This window comes from Proteus terrae, from assembly GCF_003144325.1.
GTDB classification, from domain to species: Bacteria; Pseudomonadota; Gammaproteobacteria; order Enterobacterales; family Enterobacteriaceae; genus Proteus; species Proteus terrae.
This window is the reverse complement of record NZ_PENS01000014.1, coordinates 124,500-145,445: the sequence shown is the minus strand read 5'-3', so window position 1 is coordinate 145,445 and position 20,946 is coordinate 124,500. Positions and strand designations below refer to the sequence as shown.

The window sequence follows — 20,946 nt, the reverse complement described above, 5'->3', positions numbered from 1 at the left end:
AAAGTAGCAAAGACACTTAGCTTGAACGAAGAGAAAGCAGCGTCATTTAGGCGCAGTCGGTAATAAGCCCTTATAGGGCAAGAGCAAACCACCCGTTTTACGGGTGGTTATGATTTTTATTCAAAAAAGGTGTTTTTTAGTTATATATGCTTAGTCGTAATATTATCAGAATATGAGAAATTGTACTTAAGCGTTTATTACTCTATTTTTTTATTATGATCTGATTTTTGGATGGTATATATGATGAGCAAACACACTTCTTTTCGTTTTTTTCTATTGTTGTTTATGGTGAGCTTTTCTTTAGGCTCTTTAGCTAATCCTCCCCATGGACATGGGAATGGGAATGCACGACATTATCAGAATAATAACCATATAAACTCCAATAAAAACGATGGGCTATCATCTGAAATAATGATTAATAGTAATGGGCTAGTGTCTGTTTCTTTAACTTATAAAGATGCAAGGATCTTAGCCATAAAAAATAATATTGTTGGTTATCAATCTCTGCCACCGGGTATAGCTAAAAATTTAGTCAGAGGGAAACCACTCCCTCCTGGGATCATGAAAAAAAACATCCCAAATAATATGTTAAATCAATTACCTTATTATCAAGGGTATGAATGGAAAATAGTAGGAAATGATTTGGTTTTAGTTGCGATTGGAACATCTATAATTGCAGCTGTGATCAATCATGTATTTGATTAATTAGATATTTTATCTTTCATTGTTTGAGCTAAATAGAGCTAATATATTATTTTAAATAAAATAACACTTTTTAAGTAGGTAGCTTCTGCCTGTAGAAAAGGTTCATTTTATAACAAATCAATATTATTCAAATTCTTATCAGCGCTTAGTAAGCTTTCTCTTAAATAGTATATTTCTATTCATATCTATAGATTCTTTATAGTATTTTATCTAAAAAACTGGGTAAAAATGTTTCTTATATATTTTGTTTAAGTGTTTTAATCTGAATAAGTAGATATTTGAATTTGATTAATGTTACTTTTATGTGAACGAATTAACATCGTGTTGAAGATTTGCTATGCTGATACCCTTAGCTGGGCATAATCTCACAACCACTTATGTTTTATGCGAGCAAAAGATCCTCTGACCTGGAACCCTATAGACAGGGTGCAGACAGCCGGGTTATACAAAATGACAAAGAAGCGAGGAGACAGTCGTGCTAGAAGATTACCGTAAGCACGTAGCAGAGCGTGCAGCTGAAGGTGTCGTTCCAAAACCTCTCGATGCCACACAAACAGCCGCACTTGTTGAGCTATTAAAAAATCCCCCTAAAGGTGAAGAAGAATTTCTTCTTGATTTAATTGTTAACCGCGTTCCACCTGGAGTTGATGAAGCTGCTTATGTTAAGGCGGGTTTTTTAACTGCCCTCGCGAAAGGCGAAACCACATCACCTCTTATCTCTTCAGAAAAAGCAGTTGAATTATTAGGCACCATGCAAGGTGGCTATAATATCCATGCGTTAATTGACGCTTTGGATAACGATAAATTAGCGCCAATAGCAGCTAAAGCACTTTCTCATACATTACTGATGTTTGATAACTTCTATGATGTTGAAGAAAAAGCGAAAGCAGGTAACGTCTATGCTAAGCAAATCATGCAATCTTGGGCTGAGGCACAGTGGTTTACTGAGCGCCCTGAATTAGCAGAAAAAATTACTGTTACCGTATTTAAAGTCACTGGTGAAACCAATACTGATGACTTATCTCCAGCACCTGATGCTTGGTCTCGTCCTGATATTCCATTACATGCTTTAGCAATGCTGAAAAATGCGCGTGAAGGCATTGAACCAGATCAACCAGGTAGTGTAGGCCCTATCAAACAAATCGAAGCGTTAAATAAAAAAGGCTTCCCTTTGGCTTATGTTGGCGACGTTGTAGGTACTGGCTCATCACGTAAATCAGCAACTAACTCTGTGCTTTGGTTTATGGGAGACGATATTCCTTTCGTTCCTAATAAACGCGGTGGTGGTGTTGTTCTTGGTGGCAAAATCGCGCCTATCTTCTTTAATACTATGGAAGATGCAGGTGCACTCCCTATCGAAGTTGATGTTTCTAAATTAAATATGGGTGATGTCATTGATATTTACCCATACAAAGGTGAAATTCGTAACCATGAAACGAATGAGTTACTGGAAACCTTTGAACTGAAAACCGAAGTATTAATTGATGAAGTTCGTGCTGGTGGTCGTATTCCATTGATTATTGGTCGTGGATTAACGTCTAAAGCGCGTGAATCATTAGGTTTACCTGTTAGCACTCTGTTCCGTCACGCTAAATCAGTTGCAGAAAGCAACCGTGGCTTCTCGCTAGCTCAGAAAATGGTAGGCCGTGCTTGTGGCCGTACAGGTATTCGCCCAGGCGAATATTGCGAGCCAAAAATGACCTCAGTAGGTTCACAAGATACAACAGGTCCAATGACTCGTGATGAGCTAAAAGACTTGGCTTGCCTTGGTTTCTCTGCTGATTTAGTAATGCAATCATTTTGTCATACCGCGGCTTATCCAAAACCGGTAGACGTTACAACGCACCACACTTTGCCAGACTTTATTATGAACCGTGGTGGTGTTTCACTGCGCCCGGGCGATGGCATTATCCACTCATGGTTAAACCGTATGTTACTACCTGATACTGTCGGTACAGGCGGTGACTCGCATACTCGCTTCCCTATTGGTATCTCCTTCCCAGCCGGTTCTGGCCTAGTAGCTTTCGCTGCGGCAACTGGGGTTATGCCATTAGATATGCCGGAATCTGTTCTGGTACGTTTTAAAGGCGAAATGCAACCGGGTGTGACACTGCGTGATTTAGTTCATGCTATTCCTTATTACGCAATTCAAGATGGTTTACTGACAGTTGAGAAAAAAGGTAAGAAGAATATTTTCTCTGGTCGTATTCTTGAAATTGAAGGCTTACCAGAACTGAAAGTAGAACAAGCATTTGAGCTTGCTGATGCATCAGCAGAACGCTCAGCGGCGGGTTGTACTATTAAACTGGATAAAGCGCCAATTATTGAGTACCTGCAATCTAATATCATCTTGCTGAAATGGATGATTGCTGAAGGTTATGGCGATCGTCGTACGATTGAACGTCGTATCACTTCAATGGAAAATTGGTTGAAAGATCCGCAATTACTTGAAGCTGATGCAGATGCAGAATATGCAGCAGTGATCGAAATTGATTTAAATGAGATCAAAGAGCCAATTCTATGTGCGCCTAACGATCCAGATGATGCTCGCTTATTATCCGAAGTGGCAAATAGCAAAATTGATGAAGTGTTCATTGGTTCTTGTATGACCAATATTGGTCACTTCCGTGCTGCAGGTAAACTGCTTGATCAACATAAAGGTCAATTACCAACACGCTTATGGGTTGCTCCACCAACAAAAATGGATGCAGCGCAATTAACGGAAGAGGGCTATTATAGCGTCTTTGGTAAGAGCGGAGCACGTATCGAAGTGCCGGGTTGTTCACTATGTATGGGTAACCAAGCACGTGTTGCTGATGGTGCAACTGTCGTTTCAACCTCGACACGTAACTTCCCTAACCGCTTAGGTACCGGTGCTAATGTGTATCTTGCTTCTGCGGAACTTGCGGCAGTCGCTTCATTACTAGGTCGTTTACCAGAGCCGCAAGAGTATTTGGATTTCATGAATAAAGTGGATGAAACTGCAGAAGATACGTATCGTTATTTAAACTTTGACCAACTAGAGCAATATACCGATAAAGCAGACCAAGTTATTTTTCAAACAACGGTATAATAGTTAATTTATTGCTTTAAAGTATTTAATATGAACAAGCGGGAGGCAAATGCCTCCCGTTTTTTGTTATTTTTGTCATAATAAGAATAAGATATTTTTTTATTAAAAAAGCAAGAGCTTTATAAGGGGCGTACACCATGGATTATGAATTTCAGCGAGATCTCACTGGCGGTATACTAGCCCGTTTTTCGATGGATCATGAAGCAATAGGCTATTGGTTGAATGATGAAATTCAGGGCGACATTAGTCTTATCGATCAAATTCTTGAAGAAATGGAAGGTATTAAAGGTAGTGAAAGACAGTGGGAACTTATCGGTAAAGAATACAGTCTTTCTATTGATGACGAAGAAGTGATGGTAAGAGCTAATACTTTGCATTTTGAAACAGATGAAATGGAAGAGGGGATGAGCTATTACGATAACGAAAGCATCTCTTTTTGTGGTTTAGATGATTTTGCTACCATGTTACAAAAATATCGGTTATTTATTCTGGAAAATAGAGGGAATTAACAATCCCTATGTATTTTTTGAATAAATCTGCCAGAATATACTATTGAATTACTATTCTTTTCATTACGTTTTTAAGTTTAAAAGGTGGTCTAATGAATGAATTACCCGCTAGTTTAGATGAAGCAACAGGCTGGTTTGTCGCAAATCAAGATCTCTTTATTCAATATGCTGTGAATATTGTAGCTGCATTTTTGATCCTGTTTATTGGTCTTTTTGTCGCAAAAATGATCAGTAAAGGTGTCGCAAGAGTTCTTACATTGCGCCATATTGATGCTACTGTTGTGACATTTTTATCTGTTTTAGTTCGTTACACTGTTGTTGCTTTTACCTTAATTGCGGTATTAGGGCGATTAGGGGTTCAAACAGCATCAGTTATTGCTGTATTAGGTGCTGCTGGTTTAGCTGTTGGTTTAGCATTACAAGGTTCGCTGTCTAACTTTGCAGCTGGTGTACTGATTGTTATTTTCCGTCCGATCCGTACTGATGAGTATGTGATGATCGGTTCTGTTGAAGGTACAGTGAAAGATGTGCAGATTTTTTCAACCACATTACGCTCAGCCGATGACAGAATTATTGTTATTCCAAATAGCAAAATTATCAGTAGTGAAGTTATCAACTTAAGTCGTGAGCCAAATCGTCGTACACAAATTATTGTTGGTGTGGCTTATGATGCTGATATTGATAAAGTGAAACAAGTGTTGGGTGACGTTGTTGCTAAAGACAAACGTATTCAACATGATCAAGGAGTGACTATCCGTTTACATGAAATGGCTCCATCTTCATTAAACTTTGTGGTACGTGTTTGGACAACCAATGGTGATGCATGGCCTGTTTATTGGGATCTAATGGAAGATTTTAAACGTGCATTAGACGCGAATAATATCGGTATTCCATTCCCACAAATGGATGTTTATATGCATCAAACACAAAGTGCGACAGCGAAAGCAGAATAGTCTCACAAGAATAAATGACATAGAGCCACGTTAATAACGTGGCTTTTTTTGTATGATAAGACAGGAGAAATAATAAGATAACACAGATGGTAAAAGGGATTGGATACTAAAGATGGAGATAATCTTAAAGAGCTTCTTTTTCATTTTTCATTACGTTGATAGTTATATTGTGTTTGCTTTGGCGCTCTTATTATTGCGGTATTCCAATAAAGCAGAGAAAAAACGAGTACGTATTATCTTATTTATTACTGCACTAATTGTGGTAACACCTCATGTCACAATTTGGTCTAATTTTATTTTTATGCTATTGGTGAGTATGGCTATTTCATCCTATTAATCCTACTAGCACTTTATTTTTTCCTATTTTATCGCCATTAGTTTTTCTTATTATTAATAAGAATGATTCATTTCCTCTAATATCAAAATCCCTCTATTATTCATCTAAGATTAAATGAATAATTATTAAGGTATTTTGCATGTTCTCAATTTTTTTTCAGGGTTTTTTATTAAGTGCAGCAATGATCCTACCGATTGGTGCTCAGAATGCGTTTGTTTTGCAGCAAGGAAGTAAAAAACAGTTTCACTTAATGAGTGCATTTTTATGCGCTTTAAGTGATGTTGTTTTAATTACGGCGGGTGTCTTTGGTGGAAGTGCTCTTCTCAGTCAATCAGAAATACTTTTATTATTGATCACTTGGGGAGGTGTGGCGTTCTTACTATGGTATGGCTGGAATGCATTTAAAACTGCGTTTTCAAAAGACATTGAATTATCACAAAGTGAAAATCAGGTAAAAAGCCGTTGGCGCGTGATCGTGACATTAGTTGCCGTGACTTGGCTTAATCCTCATGTTTATTTAGATACTTTTGTTGTGATAGGTAGCATTGGCGGGCAATTAACATCAGAGCTACGTCCTTGGTTTACATTTGGTGCGGTATTTGCCTCTATAAGCTGGTTTTTTGCGTTATCACTACTTGCGGCCTGGTTTTCTCCAATATTAAGCAAAGGGCACTCTCAACGTATTATTAATCTATTTGTAGGATGTGTAATGTGGTTTATTGCTGTTCAATTAGCAGCACAAGGATGGAAAACTCTCTTTTAATCTTAAAGAACTTTACATCAGATATGCTAAGGTTCTTCTTAGCCATAAAAAGATGGTCTTAAAATTTATTATGTCGGGGGTTTTTGTGAAATTAAAAGCAATTGTATTAGCATCCGTGTTTACGCTGGGATTACCTTCATTTGTATTAGCAGCTTCTGAGCCAGAAGGACCACATATCACAACATCGGGTAATGCGACAATTAAAGCCGCTCCTGATATGGCGACATTATATATTCAGGTTAGTGAAAGAGCGAAAGATGCCGCTCTTGCTAAGAAGCAAGCCGATGAACGAGTCGCAAAATATTTTGCTTTCTTAAAAGAAAATGGTGTTGTGAAAGAAGATATTGATGCTGCTAATATCCGTACCCAACCAAACTATGAGTATGATAAAAAAGCAGAGCGTTCAGTAATTAATGGTTATACTGCAACACGTACTGTGAATGTCAAAATTAAGAAACTAGAGCAGCTTAATACACTACTTGATGGTGCATTGGCGGCTGGTTTAAATGAAATTAATAACGTTGAGTTTGGCGTAAATAATCCTGAACAATACAAATCAAAAGCACGAGATGTTGCGATTAAAAATGCCATTGATCAAGCAACGTCAGTCGCAAAAGGTTTTGGTGCTGATTTAGGTGCTGTTTATAGTGTGAGCTATCGCGCTCCAGAAGCCACACCTTATACTATTGGGCAAGTTCGTATGGATTCAATGGCATTAAAAGCGCAAGCACCTGCTGCAGTGCAAGAAACCTATGAACAGCAAAGTATCGAGTTTAAAGATTATGTTGATGTGGTTTTTGAATTAAAACGCACTAAATAATCATGCTATGATGAAAATAAAATAGGCTTCAATATGAAGCCTATTTTTTTGAGTTAATAAGATGAAAGAGCATATTACTCTTCATCCTGCTTTAAAACTTTACGACCAAAATCAATGAGTGCGTCTGTCACTTTTCTCATGGTTCTACTTTCTGGCGCAAATCGGTGCCAATAAAGCATACGTCGTTGGCAAAGTCCCGGTGTCAAATCAACCAATTCTCCACTTTTTAGTTCATTAGCAATTTGCAGATGAGGGATCATACAACAGGTTGAACCTTGTTTAGCTAATTGCACAAAGGCTTCAGAGGAGTTCACGATATGGCACGGTACACTGCCCGGAGATAAACCGAAGTTTTGTTGTAAAAATGCCTGATGCATATCATCAAGATGGTCGAATGCCACTGCCGGCGCTTTTAATAATGAAGATTTTGTTACGCCGTTTGCAAAGTAGCGTTGAGCAAAATCAGGAGAAGCAACAAATAGATAATCGAGAGCACCTAATTGATCGACAAGGCAACTTGGTAGTGCTTGTGGTTGAATACTGATTGCACCAACGACTTCACCTCGTCTTAATCGTTCTTGAGTACGAGTTTCATCTTCAACTTGAATATTGAGACGAATAGGCAGTTGCGTTAATACAGGATGTAATGCGGGCAATAGCCATGTAGCTAAACTGTCCGCATTCACCGCCAAAGAGAGTAAAAGGGGGGTGGAACCACTGTTTTCATCACCCAACCATTGTTCTTCAAGTAATTCTACTTGATGCAATAGTGCTAATAATTTTTGCCCTTGCTCTGTAGGTTGAGGCGGAACAGTTCTGACTAATAGCGGTTGTCCAAATAAATTTTCTAACTGTTTGATACGCTGAGAAACGGCAGATTGTGTAATACATAACTTTTGCGCAGCTCGTTCAAAGCCACGTTCTCGAATGACGGCATCAAGGGCTTGTAATGCTCGATAATCAGGGCGTTTCATTAACAGACTCTCTTCGATTTTATATTCTATTACTTACTATGCCATATTTTTCGTTGTAATGAGTTAAAATGTTGCTTCTCAGTTTTTGATGTGTCTCGTGCTAGTTTTGAATGCAATATGCTATTCTTAGTCCATTAACGTGATAAATAAGGTTTTTTTAAATGACTCAGGATGAATTGAAAAAAGCAGTAGGTTGGGCAGCGCTTGAATATGTAAAACCAGGCACGATTGTTGGTGTCGGTACTGGCTCTACGGCTTCTCACTTTATTGATGCATTAGCAACAATGAAAGGTCAAATCGAAGGCACAGTTTCAAGTTCAGAAGCATCCACTGCAAAATTAAAGAGTTACGGTATTCCTGTTTTCGACTGTAACGAAGTTGATTCTTTAGATATCTACGTTGATGGTGCTGATGAAATTAACCATCAAATGCAAATGATCAAAGGTGGTGGTGCTGCGTTAACGCGTGAAAAAATTATTGCAGGTGTAGCGAAAACATTTATCTGTATCGTTGATGAATCTAAACAAGTCGATGTGTTAGGTAAATTCCCGCTACCAGTAGAAGTTATTCCAATGGCGCGTTCTTATGTTGCGCGTGAACTCGTTAAACTGGGGGGATTACCAGAATATCGTGAAAACGTGGTAACTGATAACGGTAACGTTATTTTAGACGTTCATAATTTAACAATTCTTAATCCAATTGAACTGGAAAACAAAATTAACAGTATTCCGGGTGTTGTAACTGTAGGATTATTTGCTAACCGTGGCGCGAATGTTGTTTTAATGGGCACCTCTGAAGGTGTGAAAACCATTAAATAATTCTTTTTAAGATAGGTAGCTATGGCTACCTATTTTTTAAATTATTTTAGAAACTGCAAATTCAGTGATATATATCACACGATAGTTATATCTCTCTTTAAAATCCTGCCATTTTCAAAGTCAAAATCATTTTACTCGGTAGAAAATCACTTTATTTACCGCTTATTCTGTCATCATTGCAATCGGTTGTATTGCGACAAAATCTATTTTTGTTATGTTGATGAGACAGGATTTTGTTTTTCATTAAATGTAATAACGATAGGGCAGGGTAAATGGTCAAAGTATCTTTGGAAAAAGAAAAGATAAAGTTTCTACTCCTTGAAGGTGTGCACCAAAGTGCAGTAGAAAATTTAAGAGCTGCGGGTTATACCAATATTGAATATCACAAAGGCGCATTATCGGACGAAGAATTAAAAGAAGCTATCCGTGATGCACGTTTTATTGGTCTACGTTCCCGCACTCACTTAACAGAAGAGATTTTTGCAGCCGCTGAAAAATTAGTTGCTGTGGGATGCTTCTGTATCGGCACTAATCAGGTTGATTTAGATGCCGCTGCTCGTCGCGGTATTCCTGTATTTAACGCTCCTTTCTCAAACACTCGTTCCGTGGCAGAGATGGTGCTTGGTGAATTACTATTATTACTGCGTCGTATTCCTGAAGCAAATGCGAAAGCGCATCGTGGGATTTGGGATAAACAAGCTAAAGGCTGTTTTGAAGCGCGTGGTAAAAAACTGGGTATTATTGGTTATGGTCACATTGGTACACAGTTAGGTATTTTGGCAGAAAGCGTGGGTTTAGATGTCTATTTTTACGATATTGAAAACAAACTGCCATTAGGTAATGCAACACAAATTCGTCATCTTTCTGAACTGTTGAATATGTGTGACATTGTCAGCTTACATGTGCCAGAAACACCATCAACCAAGAATATGATTGGGCATGAAGAAATTAAGCGCATGAAACCAGGCTCAATTCTTATCAATGCTTCTCGTGGTACTGTGGTTGATATTCCTGCGTTATCACAAGCACTAGAATCTAAGCATTTATCCGGTGCCGCTGTTGACGTATTCCCATCAGAGCCGGGTGCGAATAACGATCCTAACGATCCGTTTGTTTCTGAACTTATCAAGTTTGACAATGTGATATTAACACCACATATCGGTGGTTCAACCCAAGAAGCGCAAGAAAACATCGGTTATGAAGTTGCGGGCAAGTTAGCGAAATATTCAGATAACGGCTCTACATTATCTGCTGTTAACTTCCCTGAAGTATCACTGCCAAGCCACGGTGATGATGTAAACCGTTTACTGCATATTCATGAAAACCGTCCAGGTATGATGAACAGCATCAACAAAGTGTTTACTGAAGAAAACATCAACGTAGCCGCACAGTATTTACGTACATCAGGTAACGTAGGTTATGTTGTGATTGATATTACAACACAAACGAAAGCTCAAGCTGAATTAGTATTACAAAAAATCAAAGCATTACCGGGAACAATCCGTGCTCGTATGCTTTACTAATTATTGATACATTATCGGTAATATATTGAAGGCTCGAAATATCGAGCCTTTTTTGTATTTATCAATTTTTAATTATTGAATTTGTTGCTTCCATAATTGGTAATAAAGTGCTCGATTTTTTATTAAATGAGCATGTGTTCCTTCTTCTAATACCCTACCTTTATCTATTACATAGATATAATCTGAATGCACTAACGTATTTAGACGGTGTGCAATACTAATTACGGTTCTGTTTTTACAAATTTGAGGTAAGTTCGCTAAAATTTGTGCTTCTGATCTGTAATCTAATGCTGATGTTGCTTCATCTAAAATAAGAATACGCGGATCAGTTAATAAAGCTCTAGCAAGCGCAATACGTTGACGTTGCCCTCCAGATAAATTGCGGCCTCTTTCTCCAACTTGGGTGTTAAAACCTAAAGGAAGTTGCTCAATAAAATCTAAAGCTCCTGCAAGTTGGGAAGCTTCTATTATCTCTCTTTCACTCGCATTGGGTTTTGATAAACGAATATTTTCAAGGATCGAGCCACTAAATAAAAAACTCTCTTGTAAAACAAGACTAATACTTTGGCGTAAAGAGAGCGGATCGGCGATAGCGAGATCCATTCCATCAATATAAATTTGCCCTTGTTGAGGCATATAAAGACGCTGGATCAAACGTGTAAGAGTGCTTTTTCCTGAACCAGAACGCCCTGTAATACCGATAAACTTACCGGCAGGAATAGATAAAGAGAGTGCTTCAATGATATCAGGTGTGTTATTGGCGTAACGGAAATAGACATTTGAAAAAACAATGCTTCCTGTGATTTTAGGAACGGTTGCTGTTCCATGAGGATGATGTTCAGTTGGGGTGTTTAAAATATCGCCAACACGACGCAAAGAAATGGTTGCTTGCTGAAAATCTTGCCAGCATTGTGCTAAGCGTAAAATCGGTTGTGTAATATGCGCAGCAAAAAGATTAAAAGCAATAAGCTCACCCACACTCATTTGTGCATTGATAATTAAATTAACACCTTGCCATAAAATAATGGCTGTCGCGATTTTATGAATGATAGAGATAAGTTGTTGTGCAAATAACGCTTTTTTAGCACCAGAAAAGCGTTTGCTAATATGATCTGTAAGTTTGTATTGCCAGCTTTCTATAAATTTATTTTCTGTTGCTGTTATTTTTATGGTTTCGATACCGTTTATTGCTTCTGTTAGTAGACTGGTATTATCCGCATTGGCCTGATATTCCTGCTCAACCCAATAGCGAATAAAAGGACCACAAATAAGCCAAAGTAGAAAGTAGAGTGTTAATGCACCTAAGGTTATCCACGTTAAAAGTGACGAATACATGAACATGACAGAGATAAATACGATGATAAAAACTAGATCTAGTATTCGCATAAAAGCAGAGCTAGTAATAAATTGCCGAATATGTGAAAGCTCTTGAATACGGGTAATAATCTGCCCTGATTGGCGTTGATTAAAAAAATGGCTAGGTAAGCAGATAAGATGTTGGAATACCTTTCCTGAAAATTCAGCACCTAACTGACAAGAAATAAAAATATATAACTTATCGCGCAAATAAAGATAGAGTGGTTCTGTGACAGCAATCAGTATCAATAAATAACCAAAAAGATGTAGGTTAGATAAATTTCTTCCTGTTAATACTTTATCAATCATAATTTCGAAAATTAAAGGACTGACTAATGCAAACAGTTGACAGCAACAAGCCAAAATAAAGATAAAAAGTAATGCGTTTTTTTGTCTTAACAGGGAAGGAATAAACCAGCGAAAATCAAATTGAGCTGATAGTGGTGAAGGTTCTTTAGTAATAAGTAATAGTGTATTAAGTTTCTTTTTTTTATCAATAATAAACTCACTTTTAATATTATTTCTAGGTTCTAAGATAGTAAGCTTTTCCTTTTTTATATCTTTTAAAACATACCAATACTTATCTATTTCAATAAGGGTATTAATTATGTTTTTTTTCTCTTTATCATAATCAAAGGTATCAAATTGACATTTTAAATTTAGTAACTGAGCAGTTTCAAAAATATTCCATTTATTAAGATGATTATCACAACCAAGAAAATGAATGATCTGTTCTTTTTTTATATTTCCTCTAGCTTTTTTAGAAAAATAAAGTAATCCATCAATAATAGAGTGATGATATTGGTTTTCTTCCATGTTAGTTATATTTTCCATAATATGAAGGGGCTTATTTTTCAGTAAGTGCATTATGGCGATAAGCTTCTATTGGACTTAAAATATAATCAATGACACGACGTTGTTCAGTGATTATTTCGGCAGTTAAAGACATCCCAGGGATAAGACGATATTCTCTTTGGTTATTTTTAATTGTTTGCCTGTTTAATTTAAGAGTTATTGGATAAATTGAGCCTAATTGATCGTGCTGAACCGCATCTTTAGCAATATTAATAATTTCGCCTTCTATGGTGCCATAGAGTGTATAAGGAAAAGCATCTATTTTTATCATTGCTTTTTGCCCTAAATGAACAAAACCAATATCTTTATTGAGCAAATTAACTTCAGCAATGTTATCTTGATTATCAGGTACTATTACCATCACATTTTGTGATGGTTGTAATACACTGCCTAGTGTATGTGTTGAAATTTGTTGAACTATACCTGTTATTGGAGAACGTACTTTTTTTAGTTTCTGTTTTTTTTGAAGATGATTAAGGTTTTGATGGTAAATAATCAATTCGCTTTCATGCTGCTTATATTTATCATGCCATTCTAGATTTTTTTGTTTCTCTAAGTGATTTAGATTTTGCTTTTTCTGTTCTTCTTGGCTTTTTAGTAGATTATATTCTGAATCTTTCATTTCTATCAGTCTGTTTATTTCTAGTAACTCTTTTTTATTTTCTAGATACTCTATCTTACTAATAATTTTTTTCATATACAGTGTTTGTTTTAATGTGAATCGTTGTTCAATGTTTTCTTTTAATGTTTTTAATGATAATAAATCATTGTAAGTCATCAATTGATTTTTATTATTTACTTCAATTTCTGTCTCGATTAATTTTATATTACTATCAAATTCTTCCTTTTCTTTTTTATAGCTAGTTAAAATGTTTCTTTTTGCTTTTTTATCTAATGTATTAAAATGGTAAAGATTTTGAGGAGATATATCTTGGCTTAATGCTTGATAGCGTATTTTAAGCTGTAAGATATTGTCTATCTTCTTTTTTATTCCGATTATTTCTTCATCAATACCTAATATATCAAGTGTTAATAATATATCGCCTTGACTGACTTTTTGTCCTTCTTTTACATGAAGTGTTGCTAATCGACTATGTTCATATATTTGAACAAGTTGAGAATGCCCAATAGCAATAAGTTTACCTGTTGCAGGGGATTGTATATTTAATTTACCGAAATAAGCCCATAGAAGAAAGGCAATAACATTTAATGAAATAAGTATCGCAATATAACGACTATAAGGTGTAATGGGTTTTTCGATAAGAGCAATGTGGTTAGGGTGAAAATCATAATTATTTGCTTTATTTTTACGCTGAAAAAGAGTGAGTAAAATAGAGGGGATATTTAGTTTCATTCTCAACATCCTTGTTGAAGTTGCCAAAGTTTTTTGTAGTAGCCACTGTTTGCAATTAATTCTTCATGGTTTCCATCTTCAATAATTTGTCCTTTATTTAACACAATAATACGAGAACAATTTCGAATAGTTGAAAGGCGATGAGCAATGATAATAACGGTTTTATCTTTAGCAATAAGAGGGAGGTTGTTTTGAATTATGGCTTGGGAGTTATCATCTAAAGCACTGGTGGCTTCATCGAAAATTAAAATTTTGGGTGAGGGTAATAAGGCTCTGGCAATCGCAATACGTTGTCGTTGACCTCCTGATAATGATGTTCCTCCTTCTGTTATAAGTGTGTCATATCCTAAGGGAAGTTTTAAAATAAACTCATGAGCACCCGCCATTTTTGCAACGTGAATAACTTCCTCTAAAGAAGCATGTTGATGAGTTAATCGAATATTATCAAAGACACTTAAATGAAATAAAAAATTCTCTTGTAACACAAAACCGATTTGCTGGCGTAGGTTAGTTAAATGAAATTGTGTAAGTGGAATGTTGTCAATTTTTATACAGCCTGATTGTGGAATATAAAGGCCTGAAATCATTCTCACTAAGGTGCTTTTACCCGATCCTGTAGTACCAACAATACCAATAACTTCATGTTTTTTAATATGTAATGAAATATTATTTAAAATAGCAGGAGTATTGCTTTGATAATAAAAACTCACCTTATTAAAGGTAATTTCACCTTTGATATTGGACTGCCGTGTTGCAGTATTTTGCTCTTTAGGCAGATTAAGAATATCTTGTAAGTTATATATAGCCGTTTTTGTTCTGATATATTTACCCCAAACATCGATTGCCGTCGCAAAGGGTTGTAAACAGAATCTAAGGAGCATCATGAATGCAACAAGTTGACCTATTGTCATCGAGAGAGAAATGACTTCATAGGCACCTCGCCATAATAGTAATGCTATTGTTGTTTTATTAAGAAATAACACAATAAAGCGTGAGAAATTATCAATGTTTTGAAGTGCTAAGCTTTTAGATGTGACCTGATGAATTTGTGTATACCACTGTTGTGTGAATCGAGGTTCAAGAGAAAGGCTTTTAATTGTTTCAATCCCCCCTAAACTTTCGGTAAGGAATCCAGTATTAATTGCCGCTTTTTGATAAAGCTGTTGAACAGCAAGCTCTATTTTAGGTGCGAGAAATTTAGCTAAAATAAGATAAAAAGGGATTGTGGTAACAAAAAATAAAGTTAGCTTTAAAGAAAACATTGCCATTGCAAAGATAAATATAAAGATAAAAGAAAAAACGACAATTAACATCAATAACGTATTAGTAATAAATTCTCTAATAATATCTAATTATTTTACTCGAGTGACAATGGCACCAGTTTGCCGAGATTTAAAATAACTAATTGGTAATCTAAATAAATGTTCAGTAAGTTTTAAGCTTAAGGTGATATCAATTTTATTTGCTGTGTGGTGATAGATATACTCTCTAATTCCTTTTAGTACCCCTTCATAAATAGCAATAAAAGCCAAAGTAATAACTAATACATCAAGTGTTAATTGTGCTTGATGAATAATAACTTTATCCATAATAATCTGTGTAACTAAAGGGGTTGCCAATAGTAATAATTGCAAAATTAATGAATAAAATAAGATGCTATAAAAAGTATTTTTATATTTTTTAAATGCAGGAAAAAACCAAGTAATACTGAAATTATTATTTGATTTAAAATCAAGATAATAGGCTGATTTTATTGTAAATAATTTATCTTTACTGGTAGTTTCTGTTTTATCTTTTTGAGTGTTGTAAATAAGAATGTTGTTGTTATTATTTTTTAGTAAAACAAATAAGTTGTCATTGTTATCTATAAGAATTAATTTATGATTAATTTGTTTGTTTAATAAAGTGTATGCTTTTATTTTCTTTAATTTAAAATTGTGCTCTTTTTCTAATGAATTTACTGTGTGATTGTATTCTGTTTTTATTTCTTTATTTTTAATTAGGCTGATAATAATGTTAATGCATTTAATTAAATGAATATCTTTGTCATTCATTAGGATAAATACCTTTTGAGTAGGGAAGTATAAAAGGTATTTAAGAATGTTTTTTTATAAAAAATATAAAAAAACGCAGATAATTATTGATGCTAAAAAATAGAATAGTTTAAAAATGCCACTTTTTTTCAGGAGTAATAATTTCAGGTAATGGAACATCCCAATTAGCGGTAGGGAGATAATCAACTTGTTGGCAAGTATGAGCAAGACCCATTGGGTAAAATGATTTTTGTTGCCAGTTTTCTAACGTTCTATCGTAAAAACCGCCTCCCATACCTAATCGTTGGCCTTGTGCATCAAAGGCCACTAAGGGTGTAAAAATAATATCAATATCAGAGATGGGAATAACCATATTCACATTTAAAGGAGGTTCAGAAATATTAAAACGATTTTTTACTAACACTGTAGAAGATGTGTAACGTAAGAAAAGGAGGTGATGGCGATGAAATGGGTGTAATACAGGTAAACAAACTTGTTTATTTAATGTCCATAATTGGGAGATCAACGGTGATGTATCAATTTCACCGTCAAAAGAAAGAAATAGTGCAATAGTTTGTGCTTGTTTGATTTTAGGATGACTAAGAACTTGTTCACATAATTTATCAGCTGCTTGTTGTTGCTCTTCTAATGTGAGTAAACGACGTTTTTGGCGAATAGCTTTGCGGATCTCATCTCTTTGTTGAAAAAGTGAAGTGTGTGTCATTCATCAATCCATCAGTAAGCGGTTGGTATTAAGTAGAACCATCATTTTAATCAATTTATCACACTTTAGAGGTAAGAAAGTGAAGAAGTTGAAGATATGAGAATGAAGGCATAAAAAAAGTTCTAAACATTAAGTAGTTATAAATACTTAGTGTTTAGAACTTTAGTAGGAGGTCTCCAAGATGCCGCCGCAAGCTGTAACCCTTGAACCCATGGTCCAAGGTGAACATAGTGTTGCTACCATTAGGCTGCCTGAACGAATCGGGTATGCTCACAAGCAACAGATCACCACGTTCTATGTGTTTCGAATATCGGCTCAGGGGACTGGCCCGCTGGCAAACATCTCAGAGAAATTTGGTGGGTGCGCTAAGCACCTTATCTATGAACTATTGTATTATTTTAATTGTAGAAAGCAACCTATTATCTGTGAATTTCGTGGTGTACGCATGCTTTCTGAACAAATCTACTTCGAAGTTGAAAAAGTGCGATCATGGTGCTTGCCTTGATCGTGTAAAGCTTGTTCAATGGATTGTTGTAGCATTTTTATTTTCTCTTCCATGTTGTAGGCATAGTCTCTGGTTTTTAACTTTTCTTCTGCCAACTCATGACTCATATTTAATGCCACGATAAAAATTAAGTGCTCTGTATTGGAAACACCACTGCGTTCTTTGAGATCTTGTAATCGTTGTTCCAGTTCAGCAGCAGAAGCCAGTAAAGCATCTTTTTGTTCTGGTGGGCAATTGACACGTAATGAGCGCCCAAAAATTTGAAGATCAACGGGTTGTGCGGACATGATTCCTTCCTGACATAAAATCTGTGCTACGTGTTTAGTAGTGTATACGGTTATAACGCTGTATTAAACGCTATTACTGCAAAAATTCCAATGATTAACATGGCTTAACTGGTACAGCGACTTCTATTGATGGTAGCATATCTTGAACTATTCCCCTAAATGCGACGTTTATTCTTATGTCAAAACAGAACACATTACCGAATTATCAAACTATTGATGCATTATTACAGCAACATACAGTACCTTTAACCGCGGCTGAAATGCATGGTTTGATCACGGGATTTATTTGCGGTGCCGTGTGTGATAGCAGTTGGAAAACCTTATTACACGATTTGACCAATGAAGGCTTAGCTTTTTCTAAAACGCTATCAGAGCCACTTGAAGAGCTTTATCACATTACCTTCGAACAACTCGATGACAGTGTGTTCAATTTCTCGATGTTATTACCTGACGAATCTGAATCTGTTTTTCCAAGAGCCGATGCCCTTGCAGGTTGGGTTAATCATTTTCTTTTAGGTCTGGGGGTTGCCCAACCTAAGTTGTCTGATCATAAAGAATTGACTGAAGTGATTACTGATTTACGTAATATTGGTGCGCTAGGTTACGAAGAAGACGAAAACCAAGAAGAACTTGAAGATGCGCTTGAAGAAGTCAGTGAATATGTAAAAGTATCCGTTCAACTTTGTTATATCACTTTTGTCGCACCAAAAGACAAAGGAAATGACGAACAAAATGAGCAACGTATACTACATTAATTGCATCATTAATTAGATAACCATAAAGATAAATGAAAGACAGGAGTGGGTATGAATAAGCAAGAATTTTTATCCCGTCGTCAGGCATTATTAGCACAAATGAAGCCTGCGAGTGCAGCTATCTTTTTTGCCGCACCACCAGCACAACGTAATGCCGATAGTGAGTATCCTTATCGCCAACATAGTGATTTCCTTTATCTAACTGGTTTCAGCGAGCCTGAATCTATTCTTGTGCTGATTAAAAGTGATGAAACACATAATCATAGTGTACTTTTTAATCGCGTTAGAGATTTAACCGCTGAAATTTGGTTTGGTCGTCGCCTTGGACAAGAAGCTGCACCTGAAAAACTGGGTGTTGATAAGGCCCTACCTTATGAAGATGTGGGCGAACAACTTTACCAATTATTAAACGGGTTAGATGTTGTTTATCATGCTCAAGGTGAATATGCGTTTGCTGATGAGATAGTCTTTAGTGCATTAGAAACTTTAAGAAAAGGATCTCGTCGTAACTTAAAAGCGCCACAAACTATTATTGATTGGCGTCCAATGGTTCATGAACAACGTCTGTTTAAATCTGATTTTGAACTTGAATTACTGCGTAAAGCCGGAAAAATTACTGCATTGGCACATACGCGTGCGATGCAAAAATGTCAGCCGGGTATGTACGAATATCAACTTCAAGGTGAGATTGAACATGAGTTTGTTTCTCATGGTGCGCGTTTCCCTTCTTATAACAGTATTGTCGGCAGTGGTGAAAATGGTTGTATTCTTCATTACACCGAAAATGAAACTAAAATGCGCGATGGAGATTTAGTTCTCATTGATGCAGGCTGTGAATATGAAGGCTATGCGGGCGATATCACCCGTACTTTTCCTGTTAATGGCAAATTTAGCCGTCAACAACGCGAAATTTATGACATCGTCTTAAAATCCATCAATGTTTCTTTGGAATTGTACAAACCTGGTACAAGTATCAAAGAAGTCACTGAGCATGTCGTGTATATCATGGTCGAAGGGCTGGTTAAACTGGGCATTATGCACGGTGAAATCGATCATCTTATTGAGACAAAAGCCTATCAGCGTTTCTTTATGCATAGCTTAAGCCACTGGTTAGGTCTTGATGTTCATGATGTTGGACATTATGGCACTGAGCGTGACCGTATTTTAGAACCAGGTATGGTACTGACCATTGAACCGGGACTTTACATTGCACCAGATGCAGATGTGCCACAAGAGTATCGTGGTATCGGTATTCGTATTGAGGATGACATTGTTATCACGGAAACAGGCAATGAGAATTTAACGGCATCTGTCGTTAAAGATCCTGATGAAATTGAAGCTCTGATGGCTGGAAAAATTTAAGGCTAAAATCAGCATGAATGTGATTATTGTGGGTGGTGGGATGGCTGGTGCGACATTAGCACTTGCACTTTCTGCATTAAATAAAGGTAAGATTTCAATTTCGCTAATTGAAGCAAGAGAGCCAGATAATGGACATCCAGGATTTGATGCAAGAGCGATTGCATTAGCACATGGAACAGCGAGACGGTTAGAGCAAATCGGGCTTTGGTCAACATTAAAACCTTTTGTTACTCCCATTAATCATGTTCATGTCTCTGATAGAGGGCATTGTGGTTTTGTTAATATTCATGCACAAGACTATGATATCTCAGCACTGGGTTATGTTATTGAATTGCATGATGCTGGACGCCAGCTTTTTGCCAAGTTGAAAAAACAATCTAATATCACGCTTCATTGCCCTGCTAAAGTTGAACAAGTTCAGCGTAATATCGATTCTGTTGAGGTAACACTTGATGATGGTACGCAATTATCGGGTAACTTACTGATTGCTGCTGATGGTACGAATTCACCTATCGGTCACCAGTGCAATATTCAATGGCAACGAGAGCCTTATAACCAAGTGGCTGTGATCGCTAATGTTAAAACGCAAATCGATCCTCAAGGTAAAGCTTTTGAGCGCTTTACAGAATTTGGTCCATTAGCAATGTTACCGATGAGTGAAGGGCGTAGCTCATTAGTGTGGTGTCATCCTATTGAAAAGCTGGATGAAGTTTCACAGTGGGATGATGAAACAACTATTGCACATTTACAACGTGATTTTGGCTGGCGTTTAGGAAAGATAGAGCATATTGGTAAGCGAAATTGTTACCCTTTAGCACTACAAAAAGCCAATCAAATTATTGGTCATCGTTTAGCGTTAGTTGGAAATGCCTCTCAAACACTTCATCCTATTGCAGGGCAAGGTTTTAACCTCGGTTTACGTGATGTTATGGCGCTCGCTAATACGATCACCCAAGCGATTAATGCCAATACCGATATAGGTAGTTATCGAGTACTCTCTCAATATCAACAACTTCGCCAACAAGATAGAGAAAAAACAATCTCTATTACTGATGGATTGGTGAAAGTGTTTGCAAATCGTTGTGTACCGCTGATTGTTTCTCGCAACTTAGGGTTAATGACGATGGAATTGCTCCCAATGATGAGAGATAAATTGGCGCATCAAACATTGGGCTGGACAGACTAGACAAGCAGAAAGAACAGTGCGCTCTAAAATAATCGCTTTTTAGGATACTTTTAT

18 protein-coding genes, 1 other RNA gene and 1 pseudogene are annotated in these 20,946 nt (G+C 36.4%); 12 read left to right on the top strand and 8 right to left on the bottom strand.

The window, feature by feature from the left end:
• Positions 1-240: 240 nt before the first annotated feature.
• The 7 genes from DK857_RS15040 (at position 241) to DK857_RS15010 (ending at position 7,160) form a co-directional block, all read left to right on the top strand.
• Positions 241-705, top strand: a complete 465-nt coding sequence (locus tag DK857_RS15040) for an anti-virulence regulator CigR family protein (protein ID WP_109402597.1) — start codon at positions 241-243, stop codon at positions 703-705.
• 475 nt (positions 706-1,180) lie between these two features.
• Positions 1,181-3,778 carry a bifunctional aconitate hydratase 2/2-methylisocitrate dehydratase gene (gene acnB / locus DK857_RS15035; protein ID WP_109402596.1) on the top strand — a complete coding sequence of 866 codons (2,598 nt, stop codon included), beginning with the start codon at positions 1,181-1,183 and terminating at the stop codon, positions 3,776-3,778.
• A gap of 137 nt (positions 3,779-3,915) precedes the next feature.
• Positions 3,916-4,287 (top strand): YacL family protein, encoded by a 372-nt coding sequence (locus DK857_RS15030; protein ID WP_098942207.1) that lies wholly within the window; start codon positions 3,916-3,918, stop codon positions 4,285-4,287.
• A 92-nt stretch (positions 4,288-4,379) separates the two neighbouring features.
• Positions 4,380-5,240: a small-conductance mechanosensitive channel MscS gene (gene mscS / locus DK857_RS15025; RefSeq protein WP_109392884.1), complete on the top strand. Its 861-nt coding sequence runs from the start codon at positions 4,380-4,382 to the stop codon at positions 5,238-5,240.
• Between the two features lie 112 nt (positions 5,241-5,352).
• Positions 5,353-5,577, top strand: a complete 225-nt coding sequence (locus tag DK857_RS15020) for a hypothetical protein (protein WP_109392885.1) — start codon at positions 5,353-5,355, stop codon at positions 5,575-5,577.
• A 139-nt stretch (positions 5,578-5,716) separates the two neighbouring features.
• Entirely contained in the window at positions 5,717-6,340 is a 624-nt protein-coding gene (gene argO / locus DK857_RS15015) for an arginine exporter ArgO (protein ID WP_109402595.1), read from the top strand.
• 85 nt (positions 6,341-6,425) lie between these two features.
• Positions 6,426-7,160, top strand: a complete 735-nt coding sequence (locus DK857_RS15010; RefSeq protein ID WP_109402594.1) for an oxidative stress defense protein — start codon at positions 6,426-6,428, stop codon at positions 7,158-7,160.
• 74 nt (positions 7,161-7,234) lie between these two features.
• Here the strand turns inward: DK857_RS15010 and DK857_RS15005 are convergent, their stop codons facing one another.
• The gene (locus DK857_RS15005; RefSeq protein ID WP_069367724.1) at positions 7,235-8,134 is read right to left on the bottom strand and encodes a LysR family transcriptional regulator ArgP; all 900 of its coding nucleotides are present in this window, start codon (positions 8,132-8,134) and stop codon (positions 7,235-7,237) included.
• A gap of 161 nt (positions 8,135-8,295) precedes the next feature.
• Between DK857_RS15005 and rpiA the strand changes: the two genes are divergently transcribed.
• On the top strand, positions 8,296-8,952 hold the full coding sequence (gene rpiA / locus DK857_RS15000) for a ribose-5-phosphate isomerase RpiA (protein ID WP_072069239.1): 657 nt from the start codon (positions 8,296-8,298) through the stop codon (positions 8,950-8,952).
• A 272-nt stretch (positions 8,953-9,224) separates the two neighbouring features.
• Positions 9,225-10,475: a phosphoglycerate dehydrogenase gene (serA, locus tag DK857_RS14995; RefSeq protein ID WP_109392889.1), complete on the top strand. Its 1,251-nt coding sequence runs from the start codon at positions 9,225-9,227 to the stop codon at positions 10,473-10,475.
• Between the two features lie 72 nt (positions 10,476-10,547).
• On the opposite strand, the gene DK857_RS14990 is transcribed toward serA, so the two are convergent.
• The 7 genes and pseudogenes from DK857_RS14990 to zapA form a co-directional block, all read right to left on the bottom strand.
• Positions 10,548-12,647, bottom strand: coding sequence for a type I secretion system permease/ATPase (locus DK857_RS14990; protein ID WP_109402593.1), 2,100 nt, complete (start codon positions 12,645-12,647; stop codon positions 10,548-10,550).
• Between the two features lie 31 nt (positions 12,648-12,678).
• Positions 12,679-14,040, bottom strand: coding sequence for an HlyD family type I secretion periplasmic adaptor subunit (locus tag DK857_RS14985; RefSeq protein WP_109402592.1), 1,362 nt, complete (start codon positions 14,038-14,040; stop codon positions 12,679-12,681).
• A 2-nt stretch (positions 14,041-14,042) separates the two neighbouring features.
• Positions 14,043-14,921 carry a peptidase domain-containing ABC transporter gene (locus DK857_RS19390; RefSeq protein WP_227003186.1) on the bottom strand — a complete coding sequence of 293 codons (879 nt, stop codon included), beginning with the start codon at positions 14,919-14,921 and terminating at the stop codon, positions 14,043-14,045.
• Positions 14,907-16,094 (bottom strand): annotated as a pseudogene (locus DK857_RS19385) (ABC transporter transmembrane domain-containing protein); the annotation flags it as partial. The gene DK857_RS19390 and the pseudogene DK857_RS19385, both read right to left, overlap by 15 nt.
• A gap of 109 nt (positions 16,095-16,203) precedes the next feature.
• Entirely contained in the window at positions 16,204-16,797 is a 594-nt protein-coding gene (locus tag DK857_RS14975) for a 5-formyltetrahydrofolate cyclo-ligase (RefSeq protein ID WP_109392893.1), read from the bottom strand.
• Positions 16,798-16,966: 169 nt separating this feature from the next.
• Positions 16,967-17,150, bottom strand: a non-coding RNA gene (ssrS, locus tag DK857_RS14970) — 6S RNA.
• Positions 17,151-17,259: 109 nt separating this feature from the next.
• Positions 17,260-17,589 (bottom strand): cell division protein ZapA, encoded by a 330-nt coding sequence (gene zapA, locus DK857_RS14965; RefSeq protein WP_004244048.1) that lies wholly within the window; start codon positions 17,587-17,589, stop codon positions 17,260-17,262.
• A gap of 176 nt (positions 17,590-17,765) precedes the next feature.
• On the opposite strand from zapA, the gene DK857_RS14960 reads away from it, so the two are divergent.
• From DK857_RS14960 to ubiH, 3 genes are read left to right on the top strand one after another with little or no spacing between them, the layout of a single operon-like run.
• Positions 17,766-18,344: a YecA/YgfB family protein gene (locus DK857_RS14960; protein WP_109402591.1), complete on the top strand. Its 579-nt coding sequence runs from the start codon at positions 17,766-17,768 to the stop codon at positions 18,342-18,344.
• Between the two features lie 51 nt (positions 18,345-18,395).
• Positions 18,396-19,706 (top strand): Xaa-Pro aminopeptidase, encoded by a 1,311-nt coding sequence (gene pepP / locus DK857_RS14955; protein ID WP_109402590.1) that lies wholly within the window; start codon positions 18,396-18,398, stop codon positions 19,704-19,706.
• Positions 19,707-19,719: 13 nt separating this feature from the next.
• Positions 19,720-20,892, top strand: a complete 1,173-nt coding sequence (gene ubiH / locus DK857_RS14950) for a 2-octaprenyl-6-methoxyphenyl hydroxylase (protein ID WP_109402589.1) — start codon at positions 19,720-19,722, stop codon at positions 20,890-20,892.
• The last annotated feature ends 54 nt before the right edge of the window (positions 20,893-20,946 follow it).